Origin of the sequence: Sinorhizobium glycinis (assembly GCF_001651865.1) — a bacterium.
Taxonomy (GTDB): domain Bacteria; phylum Pseudomonadota; class Alphaproteobacteria; order Rhizobiales; family Rhizobiaceae; genus Sinorhizobium; species Sinorhizobium glycinis.
The window spans coordinates 891,327-915,034 of the sequence record NZ_LPUX01000053.1 but is presented as its reverse complement, the minus strand read 5'-3'; the positions used below and the strand labels follow the sequence as shown (position 1 = coordinate 915,034).

The 23,708-nt window shown below is 62.8% G+C and carries 15 protein-coding genes and 1 tRNA gene; 11 read left to right on the top strand and 5 right to left on the bottom strand.

All coding sequences use genetic code 11. The features are described from left to right. Positions 1-34: 34 nt before the first annotated feature. The 7 genes from hisD (at position 35) to AU381_RS09150 (ending at position 3,964) form a co-directional block, all read left to right on the top strand. Entirely contained in the window at positions 35-1,339 is a 1,305-nt protein-coding gene (gene hisD / locus AU381_RS09180; protein WP_064241414.1) for a histidinol dehydrogenase, read from the top strand. Further along, positions 1,336-1,812, top strand: coding sequence for a UPF0262 family protein (locus AU381_RS09175; RefSeq protein ID WP_064241413.1), 477 nt, complete (start codon positions 1,336-1,338; stop codon positions 1,810-1,812). Before hisD ends, AU381_RS09175 begins: the two co-directional genes overlap by 4 nt. A gap of 11 nt (positions 1,813-1,823) precedes the next feature. Further along, entirely contained in the window at positions 1,824-2,285 is a 462-nt protein-coding gene (locus AU381_RS09170; protein WP_064241876.1) for an arsenate-mycothiol transferase ArsC, read from the top strand. Between the two features lie 177 nt (positions 2,286-2,462). Then, positions 2,463-2,681, top strand: a complete 219-nt coding sequence (infA, locus tag AU381_RS09165) for a translation initiation factor IF-1 (RefSeq protein WP_014327290.1) — start codon at positions 2,463-2,465, stop codon at positions 2,679-2,681. A 47-nt stretch (positions 2,682-2,728) separates the two neighbouring features. Beyond that, positions 2,729-3,349, top strand: a complete 621-nt coding sequence (locus tag AU381_RS09160) for a Maf-like protein (protein ID WP_064241412.1) — start codon at positions 2,729-2,731, stop codon at positions 3,347-3,349. A gap of 6 nt (positions 3,350-3,355) precedes the next feature. Next, entirely contained in the window at positions 3,356-3,565 is a 210-nt protein-coding gene (yacG, locus tag AU381_RS09155; protein WP_064241411.1) for a DNA gyrase inhibitor YacG, read from the top strand. A 323-nt stretch (positions 3,566-3,888) separates the two neighbouring features. Beyond that, positions 3,889-3,964 (top strand) — tRNA-Phe (locus tag AU381_RS09150). 187 nt (positions 3,965-4,151) lie between these two features. Here the strand turns inward: AU381_RS09150 and AU381_RS09145 are convergent. The 4 genes from AU381_RS09145 to AU381_RS09130 all read right to left on the bottom strand — a co-directional run bounded on the left by AU381_RS09145 (position 4,152) and on the right by AU381_RS09130 (position 11,666). Continuing rightward, positions 4,152-5,489: an HlyD family type I secretion periplasmic adaptor subunit gene (locus AU381_RS09145; protein WP_064241410.1), complete on the bottom strand. Its 1,338-nt coding sequence runs from the start codon at positions 5,487-5,489 to the stop codon at positions 4,152-4,154. 6 nt (positions 5,490-5,495) lie between these two features. Beyond that, positions 5,496-7,814: a type I secretion system permease/ATPase gene (locus AU381_RS09140; protein ID WP_064241409.1), complete on the bottom strand. Its 2,319-nt coding sequence runs from the start codon at positions 7,812-7,814 to the stop codon at positions 5,496-5,498. Between the two features lie 19 nt (positions 7,815-7,833). Then, entirely contained in the window at positions 7,834-9,840 is a 2,007-nt protein-coding gene (locus AU381_RS09135; RefSeq protein ID WP_064241408.1) for a hypothetical protein, read from the bottom strand. Between the two features lie 110 nt (positions 9,841-9,950). After that, on the bottom strand, positions 9,951-11,666 hold the full coding sequence (locus AU381_RS09130) for a hypothetical protein (protein ID WP_064241407.1): 1,716 nt from the start codon (positions 11,664-11,666) through the stop codon (positions 9,951-9,953). Between the two features lie 426 nt (positions 11,667-12,092). Here AU381_RS09130 and AU381_RS09125 point away from each other — a divergent pair, with 426 nt between their 5' ends. Further along, entirely contained in the window at positions 12,093-12,575 is a 483-nt protein-coding gene (locus AU381_RS09125; protein WP_064241406.1) for a hypothetical protein, read from the top strand. A 543-nt stretch (positions 12,576-13,118) separates the two neighbouring features. On the opposite strand, the gene AU381_RS09120 is transcribed toward AU381_RS09125, so the two are convergent. Continuing rightward, on the bottom strand, positions 13,119-18,182 hold the full coding sequence (locus AU381_RS09120) for a beta strand repeat-containing protein (protein WP_064241405.1): 5,064 nt from the start codon (positions 18,180-18,182) through the stop codon (positions 13,119-13,121). A 746-nt stretch (positions 18,183-18,928) separates the two neighbouring features. On the opposite strand from AU381_RS09120, the gene AU381_RS09115 reads away from it, so the two are divergent. From AU381_RS09115 to AU381_RS09105, 3 genes are read left to right on the top strand one after another with little or no spacing between them, the layout of a single operon-like run. Then, a complete protein-coding gene (locus AU381_RS09115) occupies positions 18,929-20,983 on the top strand; it encodes an O-linked N-acetylglucosamine transferase, SPINDLY family protein (protein WP_064241404.1) in 2,055 nt (684 codons plus the stop codon). Positions 20,984-21,013: 30 nt separating this feature from the next. Beyond that, on the top strand, positions 21,014-22,267 hold the full coding sequence (locus AU381_RS09110; protein WP_064241403.1) for a DUF6250 domain-containing protein: 1,254 nt from the start codon (positions 21,014-21,016) through the stop codon (positions 22,265-22,267). Between the two features lie 43 nt (positions 22,268-22,310). Further along, positions 22,311-23,468 (top strand): UDP-galactopyranose/dTDP-fucopyranose mutase family protein, encoded by a 1,158-nt coding sequence (locus AU381_RS09105; RefSeq protein WP_064241402.1) that lies wholly within the window; start codon positions 22,311-22,313, stop codon positions 23,466-23,468. The last annotated feature ends 240 nt before the right edge of the window (positions 23,469-23,708 follow it).

Genomic DNA, 23,708 nt, shown 5'->3' with positions numbered 1-23,708 from the left:
GCAAAGCGCCGCCACCACCAAGAGGATCATCGCATTGGCAATCAGGTTGAACTTTCTCGACAGCGGCTTCGAACGTGAATTCGCCGCGTTCCTGACGACCAAGCGGGAGGTTTCCGAAGACGTCAACGCCGCGGTGCGCGCCATTATCGACGACGTGCGGGCGCGCGGCGACACCGCGCTTGCCGACTATTCCGCCCGGTTCGACCGCGTGGATTTCAGCGTCACGCCCATGGCGGTCAGCTCGGCCGAGATCGACGCGGCGATCGATGCGGTCGAACCGGAGGTGCTCGGCGCGCTCAAGGTCGCGGCGACCCGCATCGAGGCGCATCACCGCCGGCAGGTGCCGAAGGATGACCTCTACGAAGATCAGATGGGCGTCGGGCTCGGCTCGCGCTGGACGGCGGTCGAAGCGGTGGGGCTCTACGTCCCGGGCGGCACCGCCAGCTATCCCAGCTCGGTTCTGATGAATGCGCTGCCGGCCAAGGTCGCCGGCGTGCCGCGCATCGTCATGGTGGTGCCGGCGAGGGATGGTGCGGTCAACCCCGCCGTGCTGGCGGCGGCGCGGCTCGCCGGCGTCGAGGAAATCTATCGCATCGGCGGCGCCCAGGCCGTCGCCGCGCTCGCCTACGGCACCGAGACGATCGCGCCGGTGGCGAAAATCATGGGGCCCGGCAATGCCTATGTCGCGGCTGCCAAGCGGCAGGTCTTCGGCACCGTCGGCATCGACATGATCGCCGGCCCCTCGGAGGTGCTGGTGATCGCCGATGCCGACAACGACCCGGATTGGATCGCGGCGGATCTCCTGGCGCAGGCAGAGCACGACGCCAGCGCCCAGGCGATCCTGATCACCGATGACGCCGCCTTCGGCGGGGCGGTCGAGCAGGCGGTCGAGCGGCAGCTCACGACGCTGCCGCGCACCGAGACGGCAACGGCGAGCTGGCGCGACTTCGGCGCCGTGATTTTGGTGCCGGATCTCGACAAGGCCGTGCCGCTCGCCAACAGGATCGCCGCGGAGCATCTCGAGCTGGCGATGGCCGATCCGGATTCGATGGTCCCGAAGATCCGCAATGCCGGCGCCATCTTCATCGGCCGCCACACGCCGGAGGTGATCGGCGACTATGTCGGCGGCTCCAACCACGTGCTGCCGACGGCGCGCTCGGCGCGCTTCTCCTCCGGGCTCGGCGTGCTCGACTATATGAAGCGGACCTCGATCCTCCGGCTCGGACCCGAACAGCTGCGCATTCTCGGCCCGGCGGCGATCGCGCTGGCCAAATCGGAGGGCCTTGAGGCCCATGCCCGCTCTGTCGCCATCCGCCTCAATCTTGAGGATGCCGGATGAGGGCCGATCGCCACCTGCGCCTCTGCGATGTCGTGCTGGACGAGACGATCGGCCGCTCGACCCCGGACGTGGAGCATGAGCGCGCGGTTGCGATTTTCGACCTCCTGGAAGAGAACCTGTTCGAGCCTGTCGGCCATCCGGGCGGGCCCTATCGGCTCAATCTGTCGCTGGTCGATTCGAAGCTCGTCTTCGCGATCTCGACCGACGGCGGTGACGCGGTTGCCACCCATATTCTGTCGCTCACCCCCTTTCGCCGCATCGTGAAGGACTATTTCCTGATCTGCGAAAGCTATTACGAGGCGATCCGCACGGCGACGCCGAGCCAGATCGAGGCGATCGACATGGGACGTCGCGGCATCCACAACGAAGGCTCGCAGACGCTGATCGATCGGCTTTCCGGCAAGATCAGGCTGGACTTCGATACGGCGCGGCGCCTCTTCACACTGGTCTGCGTGCTCTATTGGCGCGGCTGACGGGGGCGGACATGACCGGGATCGCCTTGCCAGGATCGAAGATGCCCCGCTCGATCCTCTTCATGTGCGGCATGAACGCGATTCGCTCGCCGATGGCCGAGGTGCTTGCGCGGGCCGCGCTGCCGAAGGGGACCTATGTGGCCTCCGCCGGGGTCCGCCACGGCGAGCGCGATCCCTTCGTGGACGTGGTTCTCGATGAGGTCGGGCTGACGATCGGTCGCCACCAGCCGCGCACGCTCGAGGAGCTCGAAGACGATTACTTCGATGTCATCGTCACGCTGGCGCCGGAGGCCCATCACAAGGCGCTGGAACTGACCCGCTCCATGGCGGTCGATGTCGTCTACTGGCCGACGCCGGATCCGACGGTGGCGACCGGCACGCGCGACCAGATCGTCGGCGCCTATCGGGCTGTCAGGGATCACCTCGCCGGCCTTATTGCCAGCCGGCTGGCTGGTCGCGAGAAAGTCGGTTGAAGGACGGTGCCGTTCGCTTTTGCGTGGCTGAAAGCCATGTCGGCATCGTAGGGTAGAATTGCGGAAAAAACGGGTATCAAGGCGGGTTCACAAATCCGCGGCGATTGTGTAGTTTCCGGCAAATTTTTCAAGGATGCGTGGCGCATCCCTGTTGAACATGAGAAAGCACAATCCTGCATGGCGAAAGAAGAAGTCCTCGAATTCCCGGGCGTGGTCACCGAATTGCTTCCCAACGCGACGTTCCGCGTGAAGCTCGAGAATGACCATGAGATCATCGCCCACACGGCCGGCCGCATGCGCAAGAACCGCATCCGCGTTCTCGCCGGCGACAAGGTGCTGGTCGAGATGACCCCCTACGACCTGACGAAGGGCCGCATCACCTACCGCTTCAAGTAAGCACGACTTTAGCGGCGGTAACCTCCGGGATCTGACGGTTCGCTTCGATGACAGTCACCCAGAAATTGATATTGGCGTCCGGATCGCCGCGTCGCGTCGAGCTTTTGGCGCAAGCCGGTATCGAGCCGGCGCGCTTGCTGCCGATGGACCTCGACGAAACGCCGAAGCGCGCCGAGCACCCGCGCTCGCTGGCCCGCCGGCTTTCCGCCGAGAAGGCGAAGGCGGCACTGGCGGCGATCAAGGGGGAGCCGGCCTGGGACGGGAGCTACATCCTCGCGGCCGACACGGTCGTCTGCGTCGGTCGCCGCATCCTGCCGAAGCCGGAGCTGATCGGCGAGGCGTCGAGCGCGCTGCACCTCCTGTCCGGCCGGAGCCACCGCGTCTATACCGGCATCTGCCTCGTCACGCCGGACCGGACGATCCGCCAGAAGGTGGTCGACACGAAGGTACGCTTCAAGCGCCTTTCCGGCTACGACATCGAGAGCTACCTCGCCTCCGGCCAATGGCGCGGCAAGGCAGGCGGCTATGGTATCCAGGGCATTGCGGGCAGCTTCGTCGTCAAGCTCGTCGGCTCCTATACCAATGTGGTAGGATTGCCGCTCTATGAGACCGTCAATCTCCTCATCGGCGAGGGGTACGACGTCCATGCGCGTTGGCTGGAAGGCTGAAGACAAGTGAGTGGCGAAGGCAAGAAGCACGGCTCGAATGTCGAGCCCCTGCGCCCGACGCGGCCCTGCCCGGAATGCGGCCGCCCGTCGGTGCGCGAGCACTACCCCTTCTGCTCCGGGCGCTGCCGCAATGTAGATCTCAACCGCTGGCTTTCCGGCTCCTACGCGATCCCCGTCGCCGACGACGAATCGAAAGCCGACGACGAGGATCGCTAGACTCGCTTGGCCCCCCATCCGCCTGCAGGCACCTTCTCCCCGCGAGCGGGGCGAGGGACTCGTGGCGCGCGCTTAAGTCCCCTCTCCCCGCGTGCGGGGAGAGGGCTAGGGTGAGGGGCGATCGCACGACTGACAGTGCGGGGGGCTGCGCCGATCCTGCTGAATCCCTTCGCTTTTCACGGCTTCTCCACGGCTCGTGGATTTCCATCGAAAAAGAGTCATTTGGTGCTGGACACGGCCGAACAAGATGCTATAACCCCGCTCGCTTCCGGGGCGAACCAAGCGCCCCCACGGCTTTCAAAGCCGCTGCCCACAGGCAGGATGCCCGGATAGCTCAGTTGGTAGAGCAGCGGATTGAAAATCCGCGTGTCGGTGGTTCGAATCCGCCTCCGGGCACCATTTTCTTCGTGTCCACACCGAATGCAGCGTTTGAGGGCGTCTTATCGCAGGCAATCGCCGCAACCTGCCTCCATGCCGGGCCGATCGAAGTTGCCCTGTTGAACCGGGAGGAGAGTTTGGCCCAGGCAGAGTGCCGCATCAGCTCAGTCGACGGGACCTGCTGCTCCCGCACGGAGTTCCGCTTGCATTATCGTTCCATGAAGGCACGTGCCATGCTGTCCCGGATCGGCCTGGTCAGGTAGTCGAAAAAGGTTCGCTCTGCTGTCTGGATTAGGATCTCCGCCGGCATCCCTGGAGTTGGCGCGAAGCCGGGAACTCTTGAGAGCTCGCTGACCGGCAGGTTGACCCGGGCCAAATAGACCTCCCGTGCGCCGTCGCCCGTTGTGTCGGGCACCGAGTCGGCGGAAACATAGAAGACTTCGCCATTCAAGACCGGCGTCGTCCGCTGGTTGAGGGCGGTCAGTCTGACGGTCGCATTCTGACCGACTTTGACGTTGTCGATCTCGGTGCGGAGCACCAGTGCTTCAATGATGAGAGGCACGTCGGACGGCAGGATTTCCATGATCGGCTTGCCGCTTTCGATGACGCCTCCGGGCGTGTGATAGTAAAGCCTGACCACCTTGCCGCTGACCGGGGCGTTTATGGTGGCGCGGCGCAGGACGCTGGCCGCCCCGCGCAACTGCTCGCGCACCGAATCCAGTTCGGCCTCCACTTTTTGTAGTTCCTCGAGGGCGGCCTCGCGATAGCTTTCCCGTACCTGCTGGACCTGCTGCTCTTGCTTCAGAATCTGGACGCCGGTTTCCGCTATCTCGGCGGTCAGTCTCCCGGCCTGCCCCTCCGCGTCGGCGATCGACCGCTGGATCGTCTTGATCTCCGTCCTGCGGATCAAATTCTTCTTCAGGAGCGACGTCTTGCTGGCATATTCCTCCTGCAGGAGAACACGCTGCTGGCGAACTGACTTGAGTTGTTGCTCGTAGCCTTTCGCGCGGAAGCGGAAACTCTCGATGTTCCGCATCAGCAGTTCGATGTCGCTGTCCAACTTGCTTTTCCAGGACTGGAAATTGACCTCTTGACTGCGGATTATCCGCCCGATGTCCGGGTCGTCCGGCCGTGGACGAAGGTGGTCCGGCAGTGCAATCTCGTCGGCCCCTCCTATTTGCGACTGGAGGCGGGCGATTATCGCCTCCAGTCGCGCCTGCCGCAGAAAAAGCTGCCGTTCGTTGGCGCGCGCCGCCGTTTCGTCCAGCCGAATGAGCGGTTGGCCTGCGTCTACTTGATCGCCTTCGTTGACCAGGATTTCTTCGATGATCCCGCCTTCAAGGTGTTGGATGATCTTGTTCTGGCCGGTCGCGACGAAACTTCCCTGGGCGATGATGGCAGCGGCCAGTGGCGCCGTGAAGGCCCACCAGCTGAAGCCGCCGAACGTAACTGCCATGAGGGCGAGCCCAAAGACGGTATGTCTCCAGATCGAGCGCGGAACCGGTGAATACCACTCGAGGTCGTAAACTTTGACTGCGTCTGTCATGGTCGCCTACGTAAGCTGATTGTGGTCGAGCGGATTGCCCTCGAGATTCATTCCGCGGGAGGCGAGGGCCTTGAGAACGTCCTGGCGCATGCCGAAGAGGGCCACGGTGCCGTTCACCAGCAGCAGCACCTTGTCGACGCTGTTGAGGAGGGCCGGTCGTTGGGTAACGGTCACGACGGTGATCTGCTGCTTCCTTGCATGGGCGAGTGCCCGCGTCAGCGCCGCCTCTCCCGCGCTGTCGAGATTGGAATTGGGCTCGTCGAGCACCACCATGCGAGGATTGCCGAAAAAGGCGCGGGCGAGCGCGACGCGTTGTTTCTGGCCGCCTGAGAGGGGGGATCCGTCCGCCGCCACGAAAGTCTCATATCCGTGCGGCAGCTGCGCGATCATGTCATGCACATCGGCGAGCTTGGCGGCCGCATAGATTTCAGCGTCGCTGGCGTCCTCCCGCATGCGGGCGATATTGGCCTTGATGGTTCCCGGAAAGAGCTGGACGTCCTGTGGGAGATAGCCGATGCTTTCGCCGAACTGACGTTGGTCCCAGTTCCTCAGATCCATGAGATCGAGCCGGACATTGCCGGATGTCGGCAGGATGGAGCCGACAAGCATTTTGCCGAGCGTTGTCTTGCCCGCTCCGGAACTGCCGATCACGGCCAGCGAATCACCCGGATTGAGCGAGAAGGTCACGCCGTTGAGGATGACGCGCTTCGTGCCTTGCGGGACGAAAAGCAGCCGTTCGACGTCGAGGCGCCCTTCCGGACGCGGCAGTTTCAGGCGCTCGAAATTGAGCGGCGAGGACTGCAGCAGGGAGGCGATGCGAGAATAGGCGGCGCGCGATTGGACCACCTGGTTCCAGCCTTCGATCGCCCCCTCGATCGGCCCGAGGGCTCGGCCGGCAATGATCGATGCGGCGATCACCATACCGCCCGTAAGGTCCCCACGCAGGGCGAGATTGGCGCCCCAGCCGAGCATCATGACCTGGGTGAGCGACCGCAAGGCCTTGGAGAGGGAAGCGAATGCAATGTTGCGGTCCTGCGCCACGACTTGCGCCGTGAACGAGCTGGCCATGTCCCTGCCCCAGATGCGGACGGATTCCGGGATCATGGCAAGCGCATTGATGATCTGCGAATTGCGCGACATCGAATCGAGGTGGAGGTTTGCCTTGCTCTGAAACGTATTGGCTTCGCCGAAGGAAGCCGCCGTCGCCTTCTGGTTCAACAAGGTCACGACGAGAAGAAGCAGTGCCGAGGTGATGACGATGGAGCCGAGATGCGGGTGAATGAGGAAGACTGCCACCACAAAAAACGGCGCGATCGGGGCATCGAGAAAGGAGAGCAGTGTGCTCGACACCAGAAAGGAGCGCAGCTGCTGCAGATCGCCAAGCGTCTGATATTCGCGACCATTGCTGTGCAGCGAGGCTCTGGCGGCCGCGCTGAGGATCGGCGCGCCGAGCTGCGCGGCAACCTCCACCGCGGTGCGCATCAGGATCATGCGGCGAACTGCATCGAAAATCGCCTGCAGGATGACGGCGCCGACAATCAGCCCAGTGAGCATCACCAACGTGTCGATCGAGCGGCTCGTGAGCACCCGGTCGGATATCTGAAACAGATAGATCGGTATGGCGAGCACGAGAATGTTGGTGGCGATGGTGAACAGCATCACGATCATTAGGTTCTGCCTGATCGCCCGCAGACCCGCCTTGAGACTGGCGGAGAAATCGACCGGGCCGAGGCGTTTATGGAAGACACCGGCGCCTCCGCCTCCTCCTTTGCCGTCTCCGCCGCCTTCTCCTCCCGGGGAGCCACGCTTATCCGGTGTCCGGGCCTCTGCCTTTATCGGACCGCGGTCGCCCTCGATAACGACCATTCCCGACATGGTGGTCTTGTCCTTGGCTTCGGCCCTGGGCTCGGCACTTGGTTTTTCGAAGCGCGGTTCGGGTTTGCCGTCGTCCTGAATCAGCCCGCTGCCGGATTCCCCGTTTCCTCGTCCGTCCCGGATTTCGGGGGCGTTTGCGGTGTCGGCTTTCAGGGGAGGCGGGGCTGCCTGTAGAATGACCTCGGCTGCCGGCGTCGAAATCCGCTCGGATGCGGTCGGGGCGGTCGTATCTGGGCCATTGGTGTTCTGGTCAGGTCTTGCGGCCGCCGCGCCGCGAAGATGGTCAATCACCTCGTCGATCTCCTTGACGGTGCGCTTCAGGACGTTCTCCCGACGGTCGAGTGTACGGAGCACTTGATCAGGGGAATGCTCCGCCTTGGAATCGAGCGAAGAGACCACGTCGCCGTCCGTGGCGAGCTCTTCAAAGGTCGGTGCGCGGTCGTCGGCCATCATCTCCTCCGCCGGCCCATCAGGCGAGCATGCTTTGCATGGGATCGGCACTCGTCGTGTCGATCGGAGGCGGCGCGTGGTCCAGGGGCTTGGGTCCGGGGTCCGGAGCCATCATGTCTTCGCCGAGGAATGCCACCGCTTCGTTGATGAGCGCGTCGGGATTCTGGGCTGCGAGGTCGGGTTCGGTATCGATCAGCTGGGCTTGGAAAAGGACCTCGTCCGAATAGGCGTTGCCGCCGGTGTAAATGGTCTTGCCGGGGTCGGCATCGACGATTCCCGCATAGTTGACCAAGCTGTTCGAACCCGTCGAAATCGTCCAATCCGCCTTGGCATGGCCGACGAGCTTGTTCTTCGCCAGCGCGACCTCGTCGCTGTCGCCCAGGATGTTGGTCTGCTTGATGGAATTGAGATTGACGAGGTGACCCTTGATATTGAGGACCTTCAAGCCGTTCATGCCGGCGAACGCGTCATCCCTGAGGACGTCCTTCGGAAGCGATTTCTTGTCGCCTGCGAGATCGCCGAAGGCGTCAAGGTAGGATTCCGGCATCGGCTCCACGGTGGTCGCCCCACCTGCTTCCACGATGCCCGCCTCATTCCAGAGCAGGTTTTCCCCGGTGGAGACCGACCCCTGGCCGCTTGTGCCGAAGCCTTCGACGGCGTCAACCAGGTCGTTGTCGAGCAGGATATTCGCCTGCTGGATGATATTGGCGTCGTAAACATCGCCGCCGACGAAGATGAGGTCGTAGTAGTGGCCGAGCTCGGCGAGCGAGACGTCGTTGATCGCGGTGTTGTCGCCTGTAATGATCGAAGCCTTGGTGCCGGCGGACGCGAGAACGGCCGTGTCCTCATCCGTCACGAAGGTGAATTGCTCGATCCAGTTCACAATCAGGAGGTCGCCCTCGATCTCGGTGATCGCCCAGACCTTCGGGAAGTCGCCGACTCCCGCCTGCTCTGTGTTGGCGGGGGAGGGGTCGAGATGCTTGAACATCGCGATGTTGAACGTCTCGGACGGCTTGGCCGAGTCGAGGTTCCAGCCGTTGAGGGCGGGACTCAAGAGATCGTTGTCGCACAGCACATTGATCTGGCTGATCGCGTTGAGCTCGACATGGTCGCCGGCGACAGCGAGCACCTGCGACTGTAGCGAGTTGTTTGTCAGTTGCACGGAATTGACCAGGGTGTTGCCGCCGGCTTGCAGTTCGACCGCAGGCTCGATCGAGACGGGTCCCTTGCCCGCGGTGAAGGCGCCGCCGGCCTGATCGGTGGGAGCCGGCTTGCCGTCCGGCATCTCCTCCTGTGGCGGCAGGTAGTCTTCGAGGCTGGGTGCCTGCTCTACGAGCTCTCCATCGACGAACGTGCCTTCGAGGGTCTCGGATTTCGCCACGAAGGCGCCTTCCTGTCCGTCGGCGGAGAAGGCATCAAGCTCCTGCGCAGCGGTTGTGATGTAGGTGGCAATCTCCTCGGGCGAACCTGGAATCTCCTCGTCGCCGAGGGGGGACATCTGCCGCGCCGCTTCGATGAGATCGTTCATGAGGGCGCTGTTGTCCACCTGGGATTCGACGTGCAGACCGTGACCGCCAAGGCTGACGACATCGTTGTCCGAAAGCCAGATGTGCTGGGAAGCGTACACAGCCGTCGACCCGGGCGGATCGATCTGAAATTCCGCGGCGCCGCCCGACGATGTGGAACTGGGCGCATTCGGGGTATAGGGGCCGGGATTGTCGATTTCGCTTACCGGGCGCGAGGGCGTTATTTCCTCTGGGTGGACGCCGGGATGCCGTCCGAGGGACGTCTCGACCAGGTCCGGCTCGACCGGCCGATAGGAAACACGGGGATCGAAGCCCTCGAGCTCGTAATTCGCCTTGACCGTGACGGGCACGGAGGACAGCTCCTGCGGGTCTTCCTGGGCTTTCTGGAGAGCCTTGAACTCTTCATAGGCCTCACGCAGTCGGACTTCTTCGATGGCAATTGCGAACAGCCCGATGAAATGGGCAATCGCCTCGGTGGTCTTGTCGAAATACACGGTCATTGTCAGCCCGCCTTTGCATTTCGGTGCCGTTGGGCCGCGCGGGACGAGCCCGCGCAGTCCAGTTCAATTCCCGATTCCGAGGATTGCGGATCGGAGGCGTCGAAATACCCTTAGGCGTCTTCGTCTTCGCCGATCGACGTGGTGCTGTAGTTGCCCCCGACGACCGTCATGTCGATCGTGTTGCCTTGCAGATTGGCGCCGAGCACGAACTGCTGGTTGAAGGCATTCGTGTCGATCACCGCATCGGCGCTTGCCGAGGAGATTCCTTCGAGGAAACTGTCATCCCCGTTGTAGGAACCCCAGGTCCCGCCTGCGCCACCTGCACCGCCAGCTCCGGTCGTGGCAATGCCGCCTGCGGCGCCCGCGCCGCCTGCACCGCCTGTGGCGTCGCCGCCTGCACCGCCGCCGGCCCAGGTATCGCCAGCCCAGGCGCCCGTGAGGGCAAGGCCGCCGCTACCGGCGCCACCAGTTGCGGCTCCGCCGGACCCGGCTCCGCCGGCAGCATCGCCGGAGGTTCCGCCGTTGGCGTTGGCAGCGCCGCCGCCACCGCCGCCGCCGCCGTTACCAGCACCGAGACCGAAGCCTGCGCCTATGCCCACGCCGGCGCCGAGAGCATTCCCGCCGTCACCACCATCGTCCGAGCTGCCCCCATTGGCGTCGCCGGTCTTGCCGACGGCGACGCTGTTGCCGCCGTCATTGTCGCCGCCGTCGCCGCCGAAGTTGAGGATCGGGATCGAGAAGCCGTGGGAATCTGCCCCGTCGCCGCCGTTGCCGGCGTCCTTGGCAGTCGCGTCGTCGCTTTCGACGTCACCCGTCTTGCCACCATCGCCCGCCTTGCTGTCGCCACCTTCGCCGCCGGCTGCCGCGCCGACGCCAAGGCCGACACCGAGCCCGAGCCCGAGCCCGAGGCCGGCTCCGCCATTGCCGCCGTCGCCAGCCTTTGCGTAGCCGCCGTTGGCATTGCCGCTGGTTCCGCCTGTGCCGACGCCGACGCTTGCCGCGATACCGCCGTAGCCGTCGCCACCGTCAGCATCGCCCTTGTTGTATGCATCGCTGCCGATGGCTTTTCCGCCGCTCGCGAAGCCGCCAATCGCGGCGCCACCATCGCCCCCGTCGCCACCGTCGGCATCGGCATCCCCGCCGCCTTCGCCGCCGTCACCGCCGGCATCGATGCCGTCGTCCGACTTGGCGTAGCCGCCATAGGCATCGCCCTTCTGGTACAAGGTGCCGTCATTGGAGACGTCGTGCAGATAGTCGTCATCCGACATGATGGCGGATTGGCTGAAGACGTTACCGACGTCATTGCCTGCGCCGCCGAGTGAGTCGTTCAAGATGTCCTTGAAGCTGATGCTGGCCATGCCGTTGATGGTCGAGTCGTCGACGTCGACAAAGTCGTCATCCGAGGGCTTCCAGCCATCCAGGTCGAGCTTGACGTCCACGTCCACGTCAACGTCGGTCTTGCTTTCTACGTCGACCTTGGTCTCGCTCTTGTTCAGGTTGGCGTTCAGGTTGGCGTTACCGTTCACGTTGGCATTGCCGTTTCCGTTCAGGTTGGCATTGCCGTTGCCGTTCAGGTTTCCATTGCCGTTGGCATTCCCGTTGCCGTTGAGATTGCCATTGCCGTTGAGGTTTCCGTTCAGGTTGTGGGACGCGCTGGACTGCGTTTGATCTTGTCCCTGGTCCTGTCCCTGATCCTGACCTTGGTCCTGTCCCTGTTTCTGCTTCTGAAGTTCAAGCTGCGCTTGAAGCTCATGCTGGCTCTGGTCCTGAGTTTGGTCCTGGCTTTGGGTGTCCCATGGCCACAGGAAATTCTTGTCATTGCTCATAAGAGTATCCTCAAATTGAGCCGCGACAGCCGAACCGCCATTTTCTTTCACGCGGATTTGAGCCATGCGCGGGCTGAGTGTTGATGATGAGGAAGCGGGATCGACGGCCAGGAATGGCCGCAGGTCCGCTGTTCAAGGTTCTCGTCTTGCGCTGGGCATTCACTCTCCCTTCTTTGAGGGGAGCAGTAGGTCCTTCGAAAGGAGCGCCCTTGCGGCGCAGACACTCGTCCTCCCAGACCTGAGCGTTTTCCTGCTCCCGTGCTGCGGGAAAAAGTCTGTTGCCGGGACAACCGAAATGTAAGTTGCCAGTTCGATGGAGGAGATGCGCCCGAGAATTCCACGGGTGGATAGGCTGCTAACTTGAGGTAGTATACCGGGCGCCGAAATGAGATATTCTCACCATTCTGTATACGGGCACGTAAACCTATGAAGAGATACCAAGAGCTCCTACTTTTGATTGGGCAACTGAACTACACCTGGACCAACACTGAAAGCCTGCTCATTTACCTGATCGCCGGCCTTGCCAATACGGACAAGGAGACGGCCATCGTCATCTTCCTGACGCTTAATACCACGCGCGCTCGCATCGAGCTCGTCGAGAGACTCGCCAAGACGAGCAAGACACCAGCGTCGCGCCGGCAAGAAATTCTTGCAATAACGCAACAACTTGGTCGGCAGGTGAAGCTTAGGAACAAATACAGCCACTGCATTTATTCCTTCGACGAGACCGGTGATCAGGCGAGCACCCAGTTGATGGCCATCTTTGACAGCAAGGACACGATCAAATACGGCAAGATCGAGCAGATCGACGATGCGGAAATCGTGCGGATCAACGAGGTCATCGAGCACATCCAGAGGATCAACAGGGAGATCTGGGCGATGGTCGACCGATACTCCTTCCCACGCTGACACTGGAGCCTGAGGCCGCTTCGCCTTTCACGTGGAACCGGCTTCAGCTTTTGAGCCGCTAGAGCGGGATGCGCTCACATACGTTCGCATCGCCGCTCTAAACCTTTGTTTTTGCCGCATTTGTGCGACGTCAGGTGATTCCACCTGACTGCAAAATGCTCTAGCAATGGCTGATTGCCTCGCAGACCCGAGTCGACTTGCTGTGGCATTCCGCCGGCTGTATCGACCCGGAAACTTTGTGAAGGTTGCGGCGTTCCTCGACTTCGCCACGGGGCGCATTGGAGAAGCAAATAGCTCGGGTCTGGCAGCGAGCAGAGCGACGCGCCTGCTCGGCACTCTCGTCAGGAAAATGTCCGGAAGCGCGAGAGGTTCATCAACTCTTGTGGCGCATCCCACCGGAACAACGGGCGAATGGCAACGGCCCCACCTCGGTTGAGGTGGGGCCGTAATCGCGATCAATCAGGACGGCCTACAGACGGTTGTCTTGGCTGCCATCATGCTCGATGCCAAAGGGGCGACCGCGTCGCCCCGGCACCGACGCCGTTAGATGGCCTGGTATGCCGCCAGGATCGCCTCCACCTGCGAGGTGTTCAGGGCTTCCACCTGCGTTGTCGTGACGGCCAGCAACTGGTCGCTGGACAGGCTCAGGATGTCGTCCGTGGACAGACCGGCGATTGCAGTCGTGCTGATCGCGGCGATGTCGGCGGTCGAGAGGGTCGCGAGATCGTCCGTTGACAGGGCCGCGATGTCGGCCGAGTCCAGCGCTGCGACCTGGGCCGAAGTCAGTGCCTCGACCTGGTCGGTGCTGAGCGCGTCGATCTGGTCGGAGCTGAGCGCGCCGATGACCTTCGTGTTCAGGGCTGCGACCTGATCGGTGGTCAGTGCCGCGACGTTGTCCGTGCTGAACGCGGCCAGTTGCGTCGAGGTCAGGGCTCCGATCTGGGCCGAGGTAAGCGCCGCGACCTGGTCCGAGGTCAAGGCCCCGATCTGGGCGGTGGAGAGCGCTGCGACCTGAGTGGTCTTCAGCGCCGCCGCCTGATCGGTGGACAGTGCCGCGACATTGTCGGTGGACAGACCCGTGAGCGCCGTGACCGCGATGGCCGCGATGTCGGCGGTCGAGAAGGTCGCGAGATCCTCGGAGGCGAAGGCGGCGAGTTGCGCCGAGCCGAGCGATGCAACTTGCGCCGTCGTCAGGGCCTCGGCTTGGTCGGAGCTCAGCGCGCCGATCTGTACCGAGCTCAAGGCTGCGACCGTCTTCGAGTTCAGCGCCGCAACCTGATCGGTGGAGAGCGCCGCGACATTGTCGGTGGAGAACGCCGCAATCTGTGTCGAGCTCAGGACGCCGACCTGGGACGAGGTGAGCGCAGTCACCTGGTCCGAGGTGAGGGCGGCGATCTGGGCGGTGGAGAGCGCCGCGACCTGGGTGGTCTTCAGCGCCGCAGCCTGATCGGTCGACAGGGCCGCGACATTGTCGGTTGAGAGACCCGACAGGGCGGTTGCGGCAATTGCCGCAATCTCCGAGGTCGAGAAGGTTGCAATGTCCTCGGAAGCGAGAGCCGCGATGTCGGCCGAGTCGAGCGCCGCGATCTGGGCAGAGGTCAGCGCCTCAGCCTGATCGGAGCTCAGCGCTTCGATCTGTGCCGAGCTCAGCGCGGCGACCGTCTTCGAGTTCAACGCTGCGACCTGGTCGGTGGAGAGCGCCGCGACATTGTCGGTGGAGAGCGCCGAAATCTGCGACGAGGTGAGGGCTCCGACCTGCGAAGAGGTGAGCGCCACGACCTGGTCCGAAGTCAGGGCCGCAATCTGGGCAGTCTTCAGCGCCACGACCTGGGTGGTCTTCAGCGCTGCGGCCTGATCGGTGGAAAGCGCCGCGACATTGTCGGTGCTGAGACCCGCCAGCGCCGTGACCGTGATCGCCTGAATGTCGGCAGTCGAGAAGGTCGCGATGTCCTCCGAGGCCAGAGCCGCGACCTGCGTCGAGGTGAGCGAGGCGACTTGCGCCGTGGTCAGGGCCTCGGCCTGGTCGGAGCTCAGGGCTTCGATCTGGGCCGAGGTCAGGGCGGCGACGCTCTTCGAGTTGAGCGCTGCCACCTGGTCGGTGGAGAGCGCCGCGACATTGTCGGTGGAGAGCGCCTTCACCTGCGTGGAGGTCAGAGCTCCGACCTGAGACGAGGTGAGCGCCGTTACCTGATCCGAGGTGAGGGCCGCGACCTGGGCGGTGGAGAGTGCTGCGACCTGGCTGGTCTTCAACGCTGCAGCCTGGTCGGTAGACAGTGCCGCCAGATTGTCGGTGGACAGACCCGTGAGTGCCGTGACCGTGATCGCCGCAATGTCGGCGGTCGAGAAGGTCGCGAGATCCTCGGAGGCAAGGGCTGCGATTTGCGTCGAGCCGAGTGCCGCCACCTGCGCCGTGGTCAGAGCTTCTGCCTGGTCGGAGCTGAGAGCGCCGATCTGTGCCGACGTCAGAGCTGCCACCGTCTTCGAGTTCAGCGCTGCGACCTGGTCGGTGGAGAGTGCGGCGATATTGTCGGTGGAGAGCACCGAAATCTGCGTCGAGCTCAGGGCTCCGACCTGTGACGAGGTGAGCGCCGCGATCTGGTCCGAGGTGAGGGCGGCGATCTGGGCGGTTTTCAGCGCCGCGACCTGGGTGGTCTTCAGCGCTGCAGCCTGATCGGTCGACAGAGCCGCGACGTTATCCGTCGAGAGGCCTGCCAGCGCTGCGACCGTGATGGCCGCAATATCGGCGGTCGAGAAGGTTGCGATATCTTCCGAAGCCAGAGCACCCATCTGCGCCATGGTCAGAGCGCCGACCTGCGCCGAGGTCAGCGCTTCGAGCTGATCGGAGCTCATTGCGTCGATCTGTACCGTCGACAGTGATGCCAGGGTCTTGGTGTTCAGGGCCGCGACCTGATCGGTGGTCAGTGCCGAGAGGCTGTCAGTGGTGATCGCGGACGCCTGCGTCGAGGTCAGGGCACCGATCTGAGTGGTGCTCAGGGCGGCGATCTGGTCCGAGGTGAGTGCGGCGATCTGGGTGCTCTTCAGCGCCGCGACCTGGGTGGTCTTCAGTGCTGCCGCCTGATCGGTAGAGAGTGCCGCGACATTGTCGGTGGAGAGGCCGGCAAGTGCGGCGACCGAGATTGCCGCAATGTCGGCGGTCGAGAAGGCAGCGATATCTTCAGAAGCCAGCGCAGAGAGCTGCGTCGAGCTGAGCGCGCCGACAAGAACCGAGGTCAGCGCCTCGACCTGCGTGGAGCTGAGCGCGCCGATCTGTGCCGTGGTCAGAGCTGCGACGGTCTTCGAGTTCAGCGCCGCCACATGGTCGGTGGAGAGTGCCGCAATATTGTCGGTGCTGATTGCAGACACCTGCGACGAGGTAAGCGCTCCAACCTGGGACGTGGTGAGCGCAGTCACCTGGTCCGAGGTGAGGGCGGCGATCTGGGCGGTCTTCAGCGCCGCGACCTGGGTGGTCTTCAGCGCCGCGGCCTGATCGGTCGAGAGTGCCGCGACGTTGTCGGTGCTAAGACCCGTCAGGGCAGTGACCGTGATTGCCGCAATGTCGGCGGTCGAGAAGGCGGCGATGTCCTCCGAGGCAAAAGCCGCAATCTGAGTCGAGCTGAGCGATGCCACTTGAGCCGTGGTCAGAGCCTCGGCCTGATCCGAGGTCAGGGCTTCGACCTGTGCCGAGCTGAGCGCTGCGACGGTCTTCGAGTTCAAGGCGGCGACCTGGTCGGTGGAGAGTGCCGCGACATTGTCGGTGGAGAGCGCCTTCACCTGCGTCGAGGTCAGGGCTCCGACCTGCGAGGAGGTGAGCGCCACGACCTGGTCCGAGGTGAGGGCGGCAACCTGCGTGGATTTCAGCGCAGCAACCTGGGTGGTCTTCAGCGCCGCGGCCTGATCGGTGGAGAGCGCCGCGACATTGTCCGTGGAAAGGCCCGAAAGCGCCGTGACGGTGATTGCCGCGATGTCGGCGGTCGAGAAGGCGGCGATGTCCTCAGAGGCAAAAGCCGCAATCTGCGTCGAGGTGAGCGCGGCGACTTGCGCCGTGGTCAGCGCCTCGGCCTGGTCGGAGGTGAGAGCGCCGATCTGTGCCGAGTTCAGCGCTGCGACGGTCTTCGAGTTGAGCGCCGCCACCTGGTCGGTGGAGAGTGCGGCGACATTGTCGGTCGAGAGCGCCGAAATCTGGGTCGAGCTCAGGGCTCCGACCTGAGACGAAGTGAGCGACACGACCTGGTCCGAAGTGAGGGCGGCGACCTGGGCCGTCTTCAGCGCTGCGATCTGAGTGGTCTTCAGCGCAGCGGTCTGATCGGTCGACAGCGCCGCGACATTGTCCGTGCTCAGTCCCGAGAGGGCGGTCGCGGTGATTGCCGCGATCTCCGAAGTCGAGAAGGTTGCGATATCCTCGGAAGCGAGCGCCGCAATGTCGGCCGAGTCGAGTGCGGCGATCTGCACGGCGGACAGGGCTTCGACCTGATCGGAGCTGAGCGCGCCGATCTGTGCCGAGCTCAGTGCCGCGACGGTCTTCGAGTTGAGCGCCGCAACCTGGTCGGTGGAGAGCGCGGCGACATTGTCAGTGGAGAGCGCCGAAATCTGCGTCGAGGTCAGGACGCCGACCTGTGACGAGGTGAGCGCCGTGACTTGATCGGAAGTGAGGGCGGCGATCTGGGCGGTCTTCAGCGCCGCGACTTGGGTGGTCTTCAAGGCTGCGGCCTGGTCGGTGGAGAGCGCCGCGACATTGTCGCTGGAAAGACCGGCGAGCGCCGTGACCGTGATCGCCGCGATGTCAGCAGTCGAGAAGGCCGCAATATCTTCGGAGGCGAAAGCCGCAATCTGCGTCGAGGTGAGCGAGGCCACTTGGGCCGTGGTGAGAGCCTCGGCCTGGTCGGAGGTGAGGGCGCCGATCTGTGCCGACGTCAGGGCGGCGACGCTCTTCGAGTTGAGCGCTGCGACCTGGTCGGTGGAGAGGGCCGCGATATTGTCGGTGGAGAGTGCCTTTACCTGTGTCGAGCTCAGGGCGGCGATCTGCGAAGAGCTAAGCGCGCCGACCTGGTCCGTCGTGAGGGCGGCGATCTGGGCGGTCTTCAGCGCTGCAACCTGGGTGGTCTTCAGTGCAGCGGCCTGGTCGGTGGACAGTGCCGCGAGATTGTCGGTGGAGAGACCGGCGAGCGCGGTAACGGAGATCGCTGCGACCTCGGCGGTCGAGAAGGTGGTGATATCTTCAGAGGCCAAAGCCGCAATCTGCGTGGAGGTGAGCGCGGCCACTTGCGACGTGGTCAGGGCCTCGGCTTGGTCGGAGCTCAGGCCGCCGATCTGTGCCGAGCTCAGCGCTGCCACCTGCGACGTCGCCAGGCTTGCGATCTTGGCCGCATCGATGGCCGCCAGCTGGTCGAGGCTGATGCCGGCGACCGAGGTTGCCGAGATGGCGCTCAGTTGTGCGGTGCTGAAGACCGCGACATCGTCCGTATCGAGCGCCGCGATTTGGGTCGAGGAGAGCGCCTTGACCTGAGCAGTGGTCATAGCCGCGACGTCTTCCGTCGTCAGGGAGGCAACCGCGGAGGTCGAAAGATTCTTGATCTGGGTGACGCTCAGAGAAGAGATGATGGAAGTCATGGACGCGAGCCTTCAAAGTTAATCGCTTGTGGAAAACCCGTTGACGCCGAAAGTGCGACAAGCGCCGGGAACCCCGAAGGAACCAAGCGCGTGACACGTGCGACCTCGTGCGACGCCTGTCCACCCGGACGCGAAGACCCGCTTCGGCTCAAAGCGTCCTGATGGGCGAAAATATCGGGTTGAGGGACATGGCTCGCGTGAGCCCTAGCGTTCGGAAAGCTTCATGCACACAGGACCAGCGCGTCCTATTTCCTACGCCTATGAATGGAACCTTTCCCTGGCGAGATCGGCTCCGTCATCTTCGCCGCAGTCTCATCCGGCGGTTGCCGACTGCGGCACTCGGTTACTACGACTAGCTGCCAAAGTTAAAATTTTGGTTAACGGGCCGGCTTGAAGGGCAAATGCCAGAGCATTCGACCGGACTCGGCCTGGGCGCGAAGATTCGAGAGCAGGCTTGCGTCTGACGAGACGCTAATACATCGAATCCATGGTTGGCAATACGCAGCGAAAGGTAAAGTGCCGAGAGGCTCGACCGCTGCCTTATGCCGCTTCGTTCTGCCTCGCGGGCCGAAGGACCCGGGCAGGGCCGGAGGATGTTCATACGAGCGGTTCGTTGTGTACCACGCCCGATCCTTGCTTATCGAAGCGGCGCAAGCCCAAGGCAAGCTAGTCCGGTTAATGGCGTGAAATAGCCTTCGAACATGTTCTCTGCGTCGGCCGCCAACTCGCCTGTTAGTGGGATTTCAATGACCATTTACACTCACCTCGCTTCGGATCCTGCTTCTCCACTTGCTGGTTTCCTGGAAAGGGCGCGACAACAGCGGCTTCCCCTGACGGAATTGTTCCAGTTTGCCGAAAGCTTCAATGCCGCCGGGCAGAGAGAGCAGGCTGCCGAACTCTACAAATCCTGGATCGCCTACAACGATTCCAATCCGCTGCTTCACCTCGTCTATTTCAACTACTCCGTCACGCTCAGGCAGATGGGCGACCTTGCCGGCTCCATTCATGCCCTGCGCGCCTGCCTGAAGCTCGAGCCGCGCTTCGGCCAGGGTCATATCAATCTCGGCCGTGCCCTGGAGGATGCCGGACTGACGGGTCAGGCGATTCAACAATGGCAAGTCTATGCCGAGGCGACCTCCGAGATCACGCCGGAGCGCGCCGCGCATCGTTTGATGGTCCTCCAGCACATGGGTCGGGTGCTCGAGAATGCCGGTCTGATGGAGGAGGCGGAAAGCACGCTGTGGAAGGCGATCGAGCTCAGGCCAGACAAGACCGAGGCCGGCCAGCATTGGACATCGCTCAGGCAACGCCAATGCAAATGGCCGACATTGGCCCCTTCGGAACATGTATCGGCCCGGCAACTGCTCGATGCGCTGTCTCCGTTGACCCTTGCCTGTTATGCTGACGATCCGGTTTTCCAGCTTGCCAAGGCCTATCGCTACTGCAAGTCGCTGGTGGGCCGACCGGACTTGAACGGCTTCCCGAAGCTCCTGCCTCGGCAAAAGTCCGGAACCGGGCAGCGATTGCGCGTCGGCTATGTGTCGTCGGACCTGCGCGACCACGCGGTTGGCTTCGCGCTCAGCGAGGTTTTCGAAACGCACGACAAGAGCAGCGTCGAGATCTACGCCTATTATTGCGGCGAAGCGCGGACGGGCGACGCAACGCAGACGCGGATGATGAGCGCCATCGACTGCTGGCGCGACATTTCCGCCGTCAGTGACATCGACGCCGCAAAGCAGATCATCGCCGACGAAATCGACATTCTCGTCGATGTCAACGGCTACACGAAACATGCCCGCACCAAAATCTTCGCCTACCGGCCGGCGCCGGTGATCGTCAGCTTCTGCGGGTATCCGGGCACGATGGGCAGCCCCTTCCACCAATACATCATCGCCGACGAGCAGATCATCCCGCCGGAAAACGAGATCTACTATTCGGAAAAGGTGCTGCGCATCCCTTGCAACCAGCCCGTCGACCGCAAGCGGCAGATCGCGCCGCGGCCAAGCCGGGCCGAAGCGGGGCTGCCGGAGGACGGCTTCATATTCGCCTGCTTCAACGGTGCGCAGAAGATCACCGCCGCTTGCTTCGATCGCTGGATGGCAATCCTTGCCGCGACGCCCGGCAGCTTCCTCTGGCTGCTCGGCGGCGGCGAGAATGTCGATCAGCGCCTCAAGCAGGCGGCCGAACAGCGTGGTGTCGCACCCGAGCGCCTGATCTTTGCTTCGAAGGCTCCCAACCCCAACCATCTGGCGCGCATCGGATTGGCCGATCTCTTCCTCGACACCTTCCCCTATGGGGCGCATTCCACCGCCGGCGACGCGCTGACCATGGGATTGCCCGTCCTGACAGCGCCCGGCAACGGCTTCGCGTCGCGATTCTGCTCGAGCATCGTCGCCGCGGCAGGCGTGCCGGAACTCATTTGCGACGGACCGGACGACTTCGTCCGCAAGGCAATTGGGTTCGCGAAGGACCGACAGAGCCTCGCGCGTGTCAGGCAGGCTCTGGAGAGCCGGCGCGACGCGAGCGTATTGCGCGACATTCCGGCTCTCGTCCGGCGCCTGGAAGAACTGTTCTGGCAAATGCATGGCGAGTGCGAGCGCGGCGAAACGCCCGTGCCCGATCTCGGCAATCTCGACATCTATTACGAGGTCGGGGCGGAGATCATGAAGGAAAACGTGGAGTTCGTCGACAGCGCCGCCTATCGGCAGCGGTATGTCGAGAAGCTGGCCGAGTGGCACGCCTTTTCGCCAATCCCGTTCGACTCCCGCTTGTGGACAGCGGCGACAGCCGACGCGCGATGAGCGGCACCAGTTTCAGATAGTGAGGATGATATGGCTCCGGTTATACTTGTCACATTCGCAGGCCGACAGAAGAGGATGGAAATCCTCACCCGGTATATCCGTTCCGCCATGGAGGCCGGGATCATCGACGAGTGGCACGTCTGGGATTTCACCCGCTCGCTGCAGGATCATGAATGGGTGACGCGCGAATTCGGCCCCGTTCGCTACATGGGCTCCGCCGCGCCCTACCAGTCCAACGGATCGGTCGCGCCCAACCAACCGCTACGCCTCAGCGCGACGATCACCAACGACCTTCATCTCGCCATCGTTCCGGATGACGGCAGCCAAGACTACTTCGAACTGGTTGTCGGCGGTTGGAGCAACTCGCACTCGGTGTTGCGGAAACTGCCGCTAAGCCAACTCCAGAGTTTCGATCGCAACGATGTACCGGCGCTGTGGAGCAGACCCACTCCGGGCATACTGTCGCCGGGCACTGCCAATCAGATTGTCCTCAACATCGATGCGGCAGGTGTTCCCTCGCTCCATGTCAACAACGTAGCGATCGGCCGCTGGACCGAATTGGACTTGTCAGCCGGCGCGTCCATCATGGTCAGAGGCGGGTGGGGAGCCGACCTGGAACTGGGCAATGTACGAGAGCGGATACAACGTTTCGTCGGCAACCCGAATGAACAGATGCCCTATTGGCAGGCCTATGATTACTATGCCAAGCGGCTAAAGACCTTTTCGGATTCCATATTCCTGAAGTGCGACGACGACATCGTCTACATGGATCTCGAAAAGCTCAGCGATTTCATCGAGTTCAGGCGAACAAATCCGAAATATCTCGTGGTTTCCGCCAATGTGGTGAACAACGGAGTTTGCGCCCACTGGCAGCAGGTAGCGGGCTCCATTCCCGAGGGGGTTGGCCATTTCGAACGGCCGCCGGGCGGGTTTGGCGGGAGCCTCTGGCAGAGCGCGGAACGTGCCAATGAGCTGCACGACTACTTCCTGCAAACCAACAGCAAGCACCTGCCTTTGCCGAGCAAGGTGATCGAGTGGAACGAGCGTCAGTCGATCAACTTCATCGCCTGGCTCGGCAAGGACCTCGTGCATATGGCCCTTCCGAAGGGAGATGACGAGCGCGCGCTCACCGTTGATCTGCCGACGCTGCTTGAGCGGCCAACGGCGATCTACTCGGATTTCACCGTCAGTCATTTGAGCTTCGGACCCCAGGAGCAGGGCCTGGCGCTCGACCGCTTGATCGATGCCTATGATGAGCTGATGCGCAGCGCACTCGCCGCGTAACACACTCGTCGAATATCTCATTACCGGACTGGAGCGTCGTCGAATGCGCGCAAGCGGAACAATCGGTATCGTTGGGGCGGGACTGTCGGGTGCGGTCATTGGCCGGGAACTGGCCGAGGCGGGTCACCAGGTCGAGATCTTCGATGCGCGCGGCCACATCGCCGGAAACTGCCATACGGAGCGCGACGAAGACACCGGGGTCATGATCCATGTCTACGGCCCGCACATCTTCCATACGGACGACCGTGAAGTCTGGGATTATGTCAACAGCTTCCAGACTTTCGTGCCCTACAAGAACCGCGTGAAGACAACATCGGGGGACCAGGTCTACTCGCTGCCGGTCAACCTCCACACGATCAATCAGTTCTTCGCCAAAACCTTCAGGCCGGACGAGGCCCGTGCGTTCATCGAAGCTAAGGCGGACAGGTCGATCGAGGACCCGAAAACCTTCGAGGAGCAAGCGCTTCGCTTCGTGGGCAAGGACCTCTACGAGGCCTTCTTCCAGGGGTACACGCAAAAGCAGTGGGGCTGCTCGCCGACGGAATTGCCGGCGTCCATCCTGAAGCGGCTGCCGGTGCGCTTCAACTATGACGACAATTACTTCGCGCACAAATATCAGGGCATGCCGGAGAATGGCTACACCGATATGGTCGGCCGCATCCTTGACCATGCCAACATCAATGTGAGCCTCAACACCCGCTTTTCACGTGCGCAAAAGGACGGTTTTTCGCATGTGTTCTACTCAGGTTCGCTCGACGGCTATCTGGATCTCGAATTCGGCCCGTTGGGATATCGAACGCTCGACTTCGAGCGGTTTGAGTACGACGGCGATTACCAGGGCTGCGCGGTCATGAACTACGGCGATGTCTCCGTGCCCTACACCCGCATCACCGAGCATAAGCACTTCTCGCCGTGGGAGGAGCATAAAGGCTCCGTCTGCTACCGCGAGTTCTCCCGGGAATGCGGCCCTGACGACATCCCCTACTATCCAATCCGCCTCGTCAAGGACAAGGAACAACTGGCCCAGTATGTCGAGCGTGCAAGCCTCGAAACATCGATCACCTTTGTCGGGCGGCTCGGTACCTATCGCTATCTCGACATGGACGTGACCATTCGTGAGGCACTCGATACGGCACGGCTTTACCTCGCCCGAAGGGCGCAGAATGCGTCGATGCCGGTATTCGTGCACTCGCCGATCTGATCGACGATAACGATGGCGTGATTGTTGCGGATCAGCGCCATCGAACCGCCCCGGAATTCTGGCGATCCGGTCGGCAGAAGATAGACGGCAAACGAAAGAGCATGCCACGAAGGAAGGCGGGCCAATCTCACCCTATGGTCGCCCTGCGGACCGCTCCGCTGCAACGAATACGTGACGGCGTTGAAGGTCAGACAGACACAAGGTTGCTGACTATTATCGACGGCAGCTTATTCCCATAGC